The sequence below is a fragment of the Proteus sp. FME41 genome (assembly GCF_014897315.1).
Taxonomy (GTDB): domain Bacteria; phylum Pseudomonadota; class Gammaproteobacteria; order Enterobacterales; family Enterobacteriaceae; genus Proteus.
This window is the reverse complement of sequence record NZ_JABUYL010000002.1, coordinates 1-12,762: the sequence shown is the minus strand read 5'-3', so window position 1 is coordinate 12,762 and position 12,762 is coordinate 1. Positions and strand designations below refer to the sequence as shown.

Here is a 12,762-nt window from a genome sequence, read left to right as displayed (position 1 = left end):
ACAGGATTATGCTTATGTCAGTTAATAGCGAAAATGCTTCAAAAAGTACCACCACGGTACTTGATGAGCCCGCCAATAGCGGTGTTTATACCTCACTGTTTGAGAAGATTAACCTCACTCCAGTTTCACAAATAAGTGATATTAATGTCTTTCAAGACAATAGTGCTCTGGCCGATACAACAACAAACGAACGTGTCACTGTTGCTGTTCAAGTTTTTCTCGACCGCTTAAAATCATCAGGTCAAAAAGTTGAACGTTTAGATAGGAATCTTCTCGATCATCATATTGCTGATCTCGATAGACAAATTAGTGAACAACTAGATGAAGTCATGCATCACGCTGATTTTCAAAAAATTGAATCTGCATGGCGTGGATTAAAATTCTTAGTTGATCGCACTGATTTTCGTCAAAATGTAAAAATTGAATTACTTGATATTGCCAAAGACGATTTACGCCAAGATTTTGAAGATTGCCCTGAAACCATTCAAAGTGGCCTTTATCACCACACTTATATTGAAGAATATGACACGCCAGGTGGCGAACCGATTGCGGCCATTGTCTCTAACTATGAGTTTGATCGTAGCCCACAAGATATTGCACTATTACGTAATATTGCAAAAATTTCAGCCTCTGCTCACATGCCATTTGTTGGCTCTGTTGGTCCAGCCTTCTTTGGTAAAGACTCCATGGAAGAAGTCGCGGCAATTAAAGATATCAGCAACTACTTTGATCGCGCTGAATACATTAAATGGAAATCCTTCCGTGATTCTGATGATGCCCGTTATATTGGTTTAACCATGCCTCGCGTTTTAGGCCGCCTTCCTTATGGTCCAGAAACTGTTCCTGTACGCAGTTTTAACTATATTGAAGAAGTAAAAGGCCCAGACCATGAGAAATACTTGTGGACAAATGCGACCTTTGCTTTTGCTGCCAATATGGTTAAAAGCTTTATTAATAATGGTTGGTGCGTACAAATCCGTGGTCCTCAGGCTGGCGGTGCTGTAAAAGATTTACCTATTCATCTTTATGATTTAGGAACAGGAAGTCAGGTTAAAATTCCATCTGAAGTGATGATCCCTGAAACACGAGAATTTGAATTTGCTAATCTCGGCTTTATTCCATTGTCTTACTATAAAAACCGTGATTACTCTTGTTTCTTCTCTGCAAACTCTGCACAAAAACCTGCTATTTATGAAACGGCAGATGCAACAGCAAATAGCCGTATCAATGCCCGTTTACCGTATATTTTCCTCCTTTCACGTATTGCTCATTATCTAAAATTAATTCAGCGCGAAAATATTGGTACCACGAAAGATCGTCGCTTATTAGAACTCGAATTAAATAATTGGGTTCGTGGTTTAGTCACTGAAATGACAGATCCAAGTGATGATTTACAAGCCTCTCACCCACTTCGTGATGCCAAAGTCGTGGTGGAAGATATTGAAGATAATCCAGGGTTTTTCAGAGTGAAATTGTATGCCGTTCCGCACTTCCAAGTGGAAGGTATGGATGTGGATCTCTCGTTAGTATCACAAATGCCAAAAGCGAAAGCATAAGGTGAAGCAAGGATGAAAATATACCGCCCCCTCTGGAGTGATGGGGCCTTTTTGGCTCCTCAGCAATTCCAACAACAAGCGAGATGGGACAGCTATCTCATTAGCACCATCGCCAATATGACGATTGCATCAACATGGGGCGTGATTTGTGCTGAATTTGATGAAAGTGCATTAACTATTTCACGCCTTAGCGCACAAAAATTAATTGTGCGCTTCCCTGATGGAACACTCATTGATACAGCGCTGGCCGATAATCTTCCTCCCGTTAATGAGCTCAGCCATTATTCTCAACATCAAACACTTGATATCGTCTTGGCATTACCTCTATTGCAAGCCAATGGTGGCAATCTTATGCAAGAAGGCCGTTCAGATAGACCACAACAGTTCTATCAAGAATGGATGAAAGTACAAGATTTGATTGGGCAAGAACAAACGGATATTGCCGTACTACGCCACAGTATGACGTTGCGTTATGCTCATGAAGAAAACAGTGCCTATATGACCTGCCCTGTTGCTCGATTAATTCGTAACACTCAAGGCGCATGGGAACTCGATCAACACTTCATACCTCCATTGCTCAGTTGTAATGCAAGTGCTGAATTAACTACATTATTTTCAGAGTTTATGCATCGTTTAGTCGCGAAACGTCGTCGCTTAATGACGATGCGCAGAGAAAATAATGAGCAAATGGCGGATTTTGCTGTTGCTGATGTATCACTCTTTTGGTTATTAAATGCCATCAATAGTGCCGAGCCTGTATTAAGTGAATTATTGTCATCAATGGGGCGTCACCCTGAATTACTTTATCGTGAATTAGTTCGTTTAGCGGGCGCTCTGCTAACATTTTCACTCGACCATGAAAATAGTGATATCCCTCTTTATCAACACACTTTTCCGGAACTGGTTTTTCCACCGTTATTCAATTTACTTAACACCTTGTTAGAAGCAAGCTTACCTTCTCGTGTGATTAGCATTGCGCTTGATAAAGAAGGGCCTTTCTGGCGTGGAGAATTACATGATCCTCGTCTGCGTGAAGATGCTGATTTCTATCTTTCAGTGCGTTCAGCATTGCCTGCACACCTATTGATCACTCAATTCCCGTTACTTTGTAAAGCAGGCAGTAATGACGATGTTGCTAGTGTGGTTAATGTGGCACTTAACGGTATCCCACTACAACCATTAACGCATGTTCCCGCCGCTATTCCTTTACGTCTAGAGAACCACTATTTTGCACTTGAGCTCAATAATCCAGCAGGCCAAGCCATGTTAGCTTCAGGCCATTGTGCCTTTTATGTACCGGGAACATTAGGTGAAATTCAACTCGAACTTTTTGCGGTACTTCGCTCATGATAACTAACACAAAAATAGCTAAAAATAATCTGATTGATAGCCTTTTTGCTGATACTTGGTTAATGGTGTGTCAGTTACGCCAAGGCGCTGAAATCGCTGATGGCAAAGCGTTTTATCGTCGTGTTTGTCAACATATCGATAAAACACGCCAGCACCTCACAGAAAAAGGTTACTCGCAATCTGCTATTGAAAATATGCTCTATGCGCAATGCGCTTTAATTGATGAAAGCGTGATGAATCGAACTGCACGTGATGATGGATACTTACAATGGATACAATCTCCATTACAAGCCAAATATTTCAATACGTTAGAAGCGGGCGATAAACTTTGGGATAGGTTGCGTAATCTCTTAAATGAACCTGCGCCAAACCATGATGTGCTTATCTGTTTTCATCGTGTAGTTACACTCGGTTTTGTCGGCAAATATCGCCAAATCGACGCTCCTGAGCGAGAACAAATTATTGAGTTACTCAATACTCAACTTCCCTCTTATGCACTAACCAGTGATTTACCTTTAGTGATGAAACCTAAGTATCGAATGAATCGTCGTCATCTGTATTGGCTTGGATGGTTAGGGGGATTTGTCGTGATTGCTGCATTGTGGTGGGGTTTTTCTGTGTCATTAGAACATTTACTTCAACAATGGGTAGCCCAAGGAAAGTGATGCAAAAAAATAAGATAAAACAGTGTATTACATTGTTTTCAGCAAGCTTATTATTGTGGTTAATTTGGGGGTTTTGGTCTTTTGGTAAAGAGATCTCCTTTTTTCTGACGGCCTTTATTTGCGTCATCACACTCACTTTATGTATTTGGCTTTTTCGTCAACAGAAAAATACACCTTATCTTAAAGATACCCTGACAAATCAACTCCCTCCTGATAATTACCAAGGTGCGGTTGTTATTGTTTGTGGGCAATCACACGCTCTTTTTAAAGAAAATCAAATTTATCGGGAAACAGCTAAAGGCTGGTATATTTGTGCGTCATCACCTCTTGATTTGATCAATATCACGCAATATATCGTTGATGTCGCCCCCCTACAGTTAAGCCGTTTATCACTGCTATATGCTTTATTACCCGAACAACTTTTACAACAAGAGGACGTGACTCAAGAAATACTTAATTGGCGCAGAGCAATTAATGAGAGCAATAAAAAAGTAGGAAAATTACTGCCTTTTTGGATAACGCTTTATCTTAATTCTCCAGTTAATTATCTGAATTCACATTTTGATGACACAACACCGTGGATAACCTACTTAAAAGATCAGCAAGAATTACGTGTTATTTCTGATAATTTAGCAACACAGCCTATTTCAACATGGTTATCACAAAATACCGATCACGTTGAAAATCAACTTACAATGGCACTTTGGATTGACCAATTACTGCTTTGGCTAAAAACGAGTTTATCCCCCAGCTTACAGTTGCACAATCAGGAGCCCCTAGTCTTATTCCTATGGCTTGGGCCATGCAGTTTACTGCTGTGCCAACGAAATCAAATAACGCCTGGGCTCAATTTATTCATCATAAAACCACACTCTTCCCTGCTGTTATTAAAGAACCAATTAATAACGAAGAATTACCACTACCAGATGTTCTCATTAATAAGCTCACTCACGATGTCAATTTACTGCAAATAGAAACGACCTTTGGTGTCGTAGGCATGATCTGTGGGCTATTTCTTATTGGGGCATTGTCAGGTAGTTATCATCATAATAAACAACTAATTTATGATACAGCCAATGATATTCACCACTTTAAAAGTATTACAGATGAAAATATAGAACCTAAAAAAGTGGCTTATCAACAACTACTTTCAGACGCGGCCTTTCTCTCTCATTGGCAACGAGAAGGTATTCCAGCTCGTTACTCTTTAGCGCTATATCAAGGTAATAACATATTGCCTTACTTACATGCCTTATTAAGTTCATGGGCACCACCACTGCCACCAGCCCCCATTATCGTGCAAGAAGTCCCTGAAATAGTGACATTAGATAGCCTTGCCCTTTTCGCTTCTGGTCAATATGAATTAAAAAATGAAGCTACCAAAATACTTGTTGATGCCCTTATCAATATCAAAGCGAAGCCGGGTTGGTTAATTGTCATTTCAGGATACACCGACAACACAGGTAATCCTGATTTAAACCAAAAATTGTCGCTTAAACGTGCTGAAGCAGTGCGTGATTGGATGATTAAAACCAGTGATATCGCGCCATCTTGCTTTGCAGTGCAAGGATATGGTCACCACCAACCTGTTGCAGATAACTCAACACTCGATGGTCGTGCTCGTAATCGTCGAGTTGAAATTCGCCTGATACCTCAAGCCGATGCTTGTCAGGTATTAGCTGATGACCTTACGCCACTGAAGGATGGTGGCAACTAAACCTTAGAAAGGAGATGTAATTATGGCTATTCCTGTATACCTCTGGTTGAAAGACGACGGTAATGCGGACATCAAAGGTTCTGTTAATGTTCAAGATCGTGAAGGCAGCATTGAAGTCGTCGCACAGGATCACAACTTGTATATTCCGACAGATAACAATACCGGAAAATTAACCGGTACACGTATCCATACTCCATTTATTTTCGTAAAAGAAATTGATGCTTCTAGCCCGTATTTATATAAGGCAGTTACAACTGGGCAAACGTTGAAAAAAGCAGAGTTTAAGTGGTATCGCATCGATGATGCAGGCCAAGAAGTTGAATATTTCAACACTACGCTTGAAAACGTCAAGGTAGTCAAAGTGGCTCCTAAGATGCACAACATCAAAGATCCGACTAAAGAAAAACACAATCACCTTGAAGAAGTTGAATTGCGTTACGAAAAAATCACTTGGACATACAAAGACGGAAATATCATTCATTCAGATTCATGGAATGAACGCGCTACTGCGTAAAACCAAAATAAACAGGCGGTTAACCGCCTGTTTTAACTACCAATTATTGTAAAGCACCACAACTCAAAATTTAACAAATAAATACTCTAAATAGTTCAAGGCATAGCAAGATCACTATTTAAAGCACAACGAGCAAATACTCTAAATAGTTCGAGATGTAGCTAGGCGACAAATGAATGAGTTGCTAGGAGCATACAAAAGTATGTGACTAGTACGAGTGAGTGCAGTCAACAACGCTACAACTTGAAATATGACGAGTATACCTTATGAGCCTCGGTCTACGGCTAAGGGCGGTAGCGTACCTAAATTCCCTCAATAGGGACTTCATTACTGGGAGAAAATATGGAAAATCAATCTGTCATTTTATTACGTCGCTTAAATCCTTATTGCGCAAAAGCGCTGGAAGCGGCGGCCTCATTATGCCAAACCCGTGCCCACGCAGAAGTCACTATTGAACACTGGCTATTAAAAATTCTAGAACTTGGTGAAAGTGATATCACTGTATTAGCACGTCGCTACGAATGGGATTTATCTGCACTTTGGCAAAGCTTACTTGATGCAATTGATAAATTGCCCCGCTCTGTACATAGCCGACCTCAATTATCCAAACCCTTATTAGAATTAATTAAAAATGCATGGGTCATTGCTTCTCTTGATGAAGATATCGAACAAATCCGCAGTGTACACTTATTGCATACGATGACTAAACAACCAGCATTAGTTCCACTCGATGCACTTTGGCCTTTAATGACATTAGGTGAGACACAACTACAACGATTAAGACCTCTACTTGATGCTCAATCTGATGAAAGACCAGAAATTCAGCAGTTAGCTTCACATAATCATTTACCTGAAGCCCCTCTTACTCAACATAATGAAACCAATACTCCATCCTCAACGACAGATAACGCCATTATTGGTCACACTCTTAGTGATGCATTACAAGCAGTATTAAATAAATTCACTCTTGATGTGACAGAAAAAGCACGGCTGGGTGAAATTGATCCTGTCTTTGGTCGAGATGACGAAATTCGTCAAATGGTCGATATTCTCTCTCGTCGTCGTAAAAACAACCCTATTCTTGTTGGAGAGCCTGGTGTAGGTAAAACCGCACTTGTTGAAGGATTAGCATTACGTATTGCTGAAAAAAATGTTCCTATCAGTTTACAAACTACCTCATTACGCACTCTAGATTTAGGTCTATTACAAGCGGGGGCGGGAGTAAAAGGTGAATTTGAACAGCGGTTAAAAAACGTTATCGATGCCGTTCAACAATCACCCACACCAATTCTACTTTTTATCGATGAAGCGCATACCATTATTGGTGCAGGTAATCAAGCTGGTGGTGCTGATGCCGCTAACTTATTAAAACCCGCATTGGCTCGCGGTGAATTACGGACTATCGCAGCAACCACTTGGTCAGAATACAAACAATATTTTGAACGTGATGCTGCATTAGAACGTCGTTTTCAAATCGTTAAAGTTGACGAGCCTGATGATGAAAAAGCCTTTTTAATGTTACGAGGATTAAAATCTCGTTATGCCAAATATCATGGCGTACACATCACTGATGATGCCGTAAAAGCAGCCGTCACATTATCTCGCCGTTATTTAACAGGTCGCCAACTTCCTGATAAAGCGGTGGATTTACTTGATACTGCCAGTGCGCGTATTCGAATGAGTTTAGACACCTTACCTGAAGAACTCACTCGCATTAAAGCCAAGCGCTATGCACTTGAACTAGAACAAAAAGCGATACTTGATGACATCACTATTGGTAATTTAACCAATCAAACCAAGTTATCTGATTTATCTTCTCAAGATGCCCAATTAGCACTTCAACTTGAAGCCTTAGAACAGCGTTTTGAGCAAGAAAAAGAGATTATCTGTCAGCTAATTGAAAGCAGACAAGATCCCGAAAATACCGCAACATCAGCACGGCTACAGCAACAACTCTCACACTTACAACAAGATGCACCACTTTTAAACCCTGATGTAGACGTTCGCACAGTAGCAACGGTTATCGCTGATTGGACAGGTGTTCCACTTTCAAGTCTTCTTAAAGATGAACAAATCGGCCTATTAGAGCTAGAAAGTAACTTATCAAAATATGTTGTTGGACAAGACAGTGCTTTACTCGCGTTAGCACAACGTCTGCGTGCATCGAGAACAGGATTAGTGTCTGAAAACGGCCCTCAAGGGGTATTTTTATTAGTGGGTCCAAGTGGTGTAGGTAAAACAGAATCTGCCATTGCGCTGGCAGAATGTCTGTTTGGCGGTCAAAAATCCCTAATCACTATTAATATGTCTGAATATCAAGAAGCACATACTGTCAGCCAATTAAAAGGCTCGCCTCCAGGTTATGTCGGATACGGTCAAGGTGGCGTATTAACTGAAGCCGTAAGAAAACGGCCTTATAGCATTGTGTTATTAGATGAAGTTGAAAAAGCACATCGCGATGTGCTCAATCTTTTCTATCAAGTATTTGATAGAGGCTTTATGCGTGATGGTGAAGGCCGTGAAATTGATTTTCGTAATACCGTTATTTTAATGACTGCAAATTTAGGCAGTGATGATTTAATGCAACAACTGGAAGAGTCACCATTAAGTACAGATAGCGATTTACAAGAAACGCTTCGCCCTATTTTACGTGACCATTTTCAACCCGCACTACTGGCTCGTTTCCAAACATTAATTTACCGTCCTCTTGATGCAACGGCACTACGTATTATTGTTGAGATGAAATTAAAAAATGTGATCAAGCGACTTTACACTCACTATCGATTAACAGGTATTGTTGAAGAAACCCTCTACGACACCATTGTAGATGCCTGTTTATTACCCGATACAGGTGCGCGAAATATCGATAGCCTGCTTAATCAACAAATTCTCCCTATTCTTAGCCAGCAACTCCTTTTACGCCAAGCCAATGCTGAAAAATCACAATATGTCATTTTAGATTTTAATGAAGAAGAAGGTATTACGTTGAGTTTTAGTGATGAGTTGCCACATTGATTAATGCATATCATTAAGGAATAGAGAAATCTAAGTATGTCCCCAAAATTAACCCGCAAAAAAGTTATTGTCGTTGGTGTTATTCTTGCCATTGTTGCCGTGGGCTCACTGTTTTTCCCCAAGAAAAAACCACAAGATGACTACCTTGCTGGGAATTTACACGGGTTTAACCATGTCAAAGGTACCTCTGTAAATTGGTTTATGGTCAATGGCTACTATGGCAAAGGGGGTGGCGGAACCTGTTGTATTGTCGTGCCCGCCAAATGGACGCCGAATCAATGGGTCAAAGTGGAATGGGAGGTCGATCCCGATGCTTACCCTGGTGATATTCCTGAATTTAATGATCCTTACTACAAAGAATATATGAGGTTACATAAAGCCAATTACCGTCGTTATAGCAAAATGGTAGAAATTCCCGAATATAACGACCCCTGTGATGTGAAAGTGCATTTTCTTCCCTGCCAAGAAGTCAAGATCACCTTGTCTTGTAAGTCATGGGGACACCCTGACTATCCAGTCAATGAACCCGATGATATGGAGGAGCCTGCAATATGCTCGAAAAAATAACCCGTAAAAAAGTTATTGTCATTGGTGTTATTCTTGTCATTGTTGCCGTGAGCTCACTGTTTTTCCCCAAGAAAAAACCACAAGATGACTACCTTGCTGGGAATTTACACGGGTTTAACCATGTCAAAGGTACCTCTGTAAATTGGTTTATGGTCAATGGCTATTATGGCAAAGGGGGTGGCGGAACCTGTTGTATTGTCGTGCCCGCCAAGTGGACGCCGAATCAATGGGTCAAAGTGGAATGGGAGGTCGATCCCAATGCTTACCCTGGTGATATTCCTGAATTTAATGATCCTTACTACAAAGAATATATGAGGTTACATAAAGCCAATTACCGTCATTATAGCAAAATGGTAGAAATTCCTGAGTATGACGATCCTTGCGATGTTAAAGTGCATTTTCTTCCCTGCCAAGAGGTTCGGATCACATTATCTTGTTATTCCCCAGGACACCCTAATTACCCTATTTCGGTTCCAACAAAGATGGAGGAGCCTGCAATATGCCCAAACAATTAAACTCCATTTTTATTAAAACGATAGAAGAAAAAGAAGCCACTGAAGATATTTTAACCATAAGATCACAAGGTGATCCTTGTTGGGCTCCACCTCTATTTCCTAAAAAAGGGCGTTTAGCGCTCACAAAAGAACAAATTCGCACTAATCATGAAAAACTAACAAATAAAGAAAAAGAATATTATCAAAACGCTAAAAAACAAAAAAAAGCGTTATGTTGTAAAACATTACACGTGAGTTTATTTTTTGATGGTACTAATAATAATAATTATAATGATACTGAGGCGTCAACTCCACCTCATCCCTCTAATGTTGCTAAGCTTTATCATGCCTCTTCTCCTGAAAAGAATGAAGTTAAGAATAAGGGTTTCTATAGTTATTATATTCCTGGTGTTGGTACCCCTTTTCCAGATATCGGTACAGATGAGTACTATTCTGATGGATTGATTTTTGCAACTGGTGGCGAAGCTCGAATAAGTTGGGGATTAATTCAAGTTTGTGATGCAATTTACCATGCAGTAACAGGTGATGGCCTCTCTTTAGCAGATAAACGAGACCTACTTAAAGAAATGAGTACAGATTTAAATTTTGAATCAATGATAAATACCGATCTAGACTCTACGGATATTTTTTATGGCGTGACTGGAGCCGTCGCTATGGGTAGTCTAGGGTTAATCGTTGGTTCCGCATATAGTAAATTTAATAAAACCTATAATCCCGTCAAACCGTTAAACGATTTACTTAAACCGCTAAAATGGAAAATATCTAAAGTAAAACCGCATATTGTCGCTTTAAAAATTTACGCTTATGGATTTTCTCGAGGTGCAGCAGAGGCTCGCACTTTTGTTTACTGGCTTAATCAATTTTTAAATTATCATTTTGAAGAGTTACCTCATGCATGGAAAAAGCCGTGTCCTTTGGGAACCATTTATAGCTTACCTGTTTCCGTTGAGTTTCTAGGTTTATTTGACACTGTTGCTGCGGTGGGATTAGCTAATGTTGTTCCTGGTGCTACAGGGCATAATGGTTGGGCAAGTGGTACACAACAGTTGCCAAAGTCATCACTTGTCAAAAATATTTGTCATCTTGTTGCTGCCCATGAACAAAGACAATGTTTTACTGTTGACTCAATTAGAACACCTGAAGGCCATTATCCCTTGAATTCTGTTGAAGTCATTTACCCAGGAGTACACTCTGATATTGGTGGAGGTTATCCGCCAGGTGATCAAGGTAAAGCAATAAATGGCAGTGAAGAGTTATTATCACAAATAACATTACATGATATGTATGCCGCAGCAATTGATGCCGGGGCACCATTAGCGATTAGAGAAGACATTCTTATACAATTACCAGAAATTAAAAATGAATATTTTTTTCGGACAATATCTACAGAAACACTAGAGGAATTTTCAATATCAGAAGATTTAGTTAATAAATTCAATTCTTGGCGAAACTATACTTTACCTGAACAGCCTGCTTTATCTAATCATATTACTGCTACTAGTAATGAAACCTTATGTTTTATACCTCCACGTTTTGTAACGAGTACTTTAGAATATGCTATGGAAATTCAGCTTATTTTAATCACAGCCTGGAGAATTGGCCGCTATGGTACAAAACAAAGTGAAAAAATTAATTTAACGTATCAACCATTTTTTACAAATGCACCGCAACACCCTGACATTTCAGTCGAACCTTATGATGCTAAATTTTCAAGACAAGCTACAGCGGTGTTAGCTCTAGAATATGAGAAAAAAGCAAAAGATATCGCTGAGAAAACATCACTCAGAGATAAAGAAAAAAAGACAATAACTGGCCTTTCTAATTGGAAACCAAGTGATAAAAATATAGGGCCACCACTTTTTGATGCAACAAATGCTAGAGGTCAGTTATGGGAGGCATCTTTAGAATTTAAATTTGAATTAGAAGATTTAAAAGGAGTATCCAGACCTACGCCTCTAATAAAAATAAACCAAAAATCAAAAGTAGAATGTCAACAAGAAGCACAATGGTTTAAAAAAGTGCATGGTGAAGGATCATCAATATATCAAACACATTTAGAAAACTGTAAAAATGATCCTGAAGTTACTTTTCCATCTGATGTTATATCTCAAGCAAATTTACTAAACGCATTACAATCTGCTAATAAGTATGTCTACATAGCGACAACTCAAGATGAAAGACAAGAATATCTAAGTTTAAAAGCGATTAGCAGTACCATATTTAGAAAAATAATGTCTTTATCAATGAGAAAAATAACTCAAGATGTAGACCTTAAAAATGTTATTAGTTTGCTTGATGATCAAATACATGATTCCCGTGCATGGTTTATGCACTCAGAGAGTGGACTTCGAGAACCTTTTAGCAGTTATTTTTTATCAAGAATGATCTACTTTGGTCATAAATCAAATAAATCTATGCAATTAATTATGCAACCTGAAGGAACATCTAGTTATTTAGATACAATAATACTACTAGGTATAGCATATAAACCTTTATATGGAATTATATTTGTAGATTTATCGACAGGAAAAGAAGCTCCTATAGATATAGCTAAATTTCCCCCTCCAACATATTATTTAGTTGATCAAATATCAGAACTTATTAAGCAACAAAAAAAAGAAGAATTAAATAATACTATGCAAGATTTACAAGTAATTATTGAAAAATAATATCTACAATTATTAAACGTTATTATATCAATTAAAACTCCTTCACAAGGATAAACACCGAAAGTTTGTTAATAATAAACAAACGGGATGTGTTTGTATAACTCAGCTATGAACTTAAAAAAAACAACTCAGACTCTACTTAATGGACACAATCGCTATCATCTTACTGTACAAGGGTGTGATGTTTTACTTGA

At 39.0% G+C, this 12,762-nt stretch carries 10 protein-coding genes; all 10 read left to right on the top strand.

The genetic code is table 11. The features are described 5' to 3' along the window. Nucleotides 1-8 precede the first annotated feature (8 nt). The 10 genes from tssC (at nucleotide 9) to INT04_RS02645 (ending at nucleotide 12,568) form a co-directional block, all read left to right on the top strand. Nucleotides 9-1,556 (top strand): type VI secretion system contractile sheath large subunit, encoded by a 1,548-nt coding sequence (gene tssC, locus INT04_RS02685; protein ID WP_193014618.1) that lies wholly within the window; start codon nucleotides 9-11, stop codon nucleotides 1,554-1,556. Nucleotides 1,557-1,568: 12 nt separating this feature from the next. Next, nucleotides 1,569-2,906, top strand: coding sequence for a type VI secretion system baseplate subunit TssK (gene tssK, locus INT04_RS02680; RefSeq protein WP_193014617.1), 1,338 nt, complete (start codon nucleotides 1,569-1,571; stop codon nucleotides 2,904-2,906). Beyond that, nucleotides 2,903-3,571, top strand: coding sequence for a type VI secretion system protein TssL, short form (tssL, locus tag INT04_RS02675; protein WP_193014616.1), 669 nt, complete (start codon nucleotides 2,903-2,905; stop codon nucleotides 3,569-3,571). The genes tssK and tssL overlap by 4 nt, the downstream gene beginning before the upstream one ends. Further along, entirely contained in the window at nucleotides 3,571-4,545 is a 975-nt protein-coding gene (locus INT04_RS19300; RefSeq protein ID WP_226893941.1) for a hypothetical protein, read from the top strand. Before tssL ends, INT04_RS19300 begins: the two co-directional genes overlap by 1 nt. Nucleotides 4,546-4,568: 23 nt before the next feature. After that, a complete protein-coding gene (locus INT04_RS19295) occupies nucleotides 4,569-5,288 on the top strand; it encodes an OmpA family protein (protein WP_226893958.1) in 720 nt (239 codons plus the stop codon). Between the two features lie 22 nt (nucleotides 5,289-5,310). Continuing rightward, nucleotides 5,311-5,802 (top strand): Hcp family type VI secretion system effector, encoded by a 492-nt coding sequence (locus tag INT04_RS02665; protein ID WP_023583757.1) that lies wholly within the window; start codon nucleotides 5,311-5,313, stop codon nucleotides 5,800-5,802. Nucleotides 5,803-6,144: 342 nt separating this feature from the next. Next, nucleotides 6,145-8,817 (top strand): type VI secretion system ATPase TssH, encoded by a 2,673-nt coding sequence (tssH, locus tag INT04_RS02660; RefSeq protein WP_193014615.1) that lies wholly within the window; start codon nucleotides 6,145-6,147, stop codon nucleotides 8,815-8,817. Nucleotides 8,818-8,853: 36 nt separating this feature from the next. Then, nucleotides 8,854-9,384 (top strand): DUF3304 domain-containing protein, encoded by a 531-nt coding sequence (locus tag INT04_RS02655; protein ID WP_193014614.1) that lies wholly within the window; start codon nucleotides 8,854-8,856, stop codon nucleotides 9,382-9,384. Then, on the top strand, nucleotides 9,369-9,899 hold the full coding sequence (locus INT04_RS02650; protein ID WP_193014613.1) for a DUF3304 domain-containing protein: 531 nt from the start codon (nucleotides 9,369-9,371) through the stop codon (nucleotides 9,897-9,899). The genes INT04_RS02655 and INT04_RS02650 overlap by 16 nt, the downstream gene beginning before the upstream one ends. Further along, nucleotides 9,884-12,568 (top strand): T6SS phospholipase effector Tle1-like catalytic domain-containing protein, encoded by a 2,685-nt coding sequence (locus tag INT04_RS02645; protein WP_193014612.1) that lies wholly within the window; start codon nucleotides 9,884-9,886, stop codon nucleotides 12,566-12,568. The genes INT04_RS02650 and INT04_RS02645 overlap by 16 nt, the downstream gene beginning before the upstream one ends. Nucleotides 12,569-12,762: the final 194 nt, after the last annotated feature.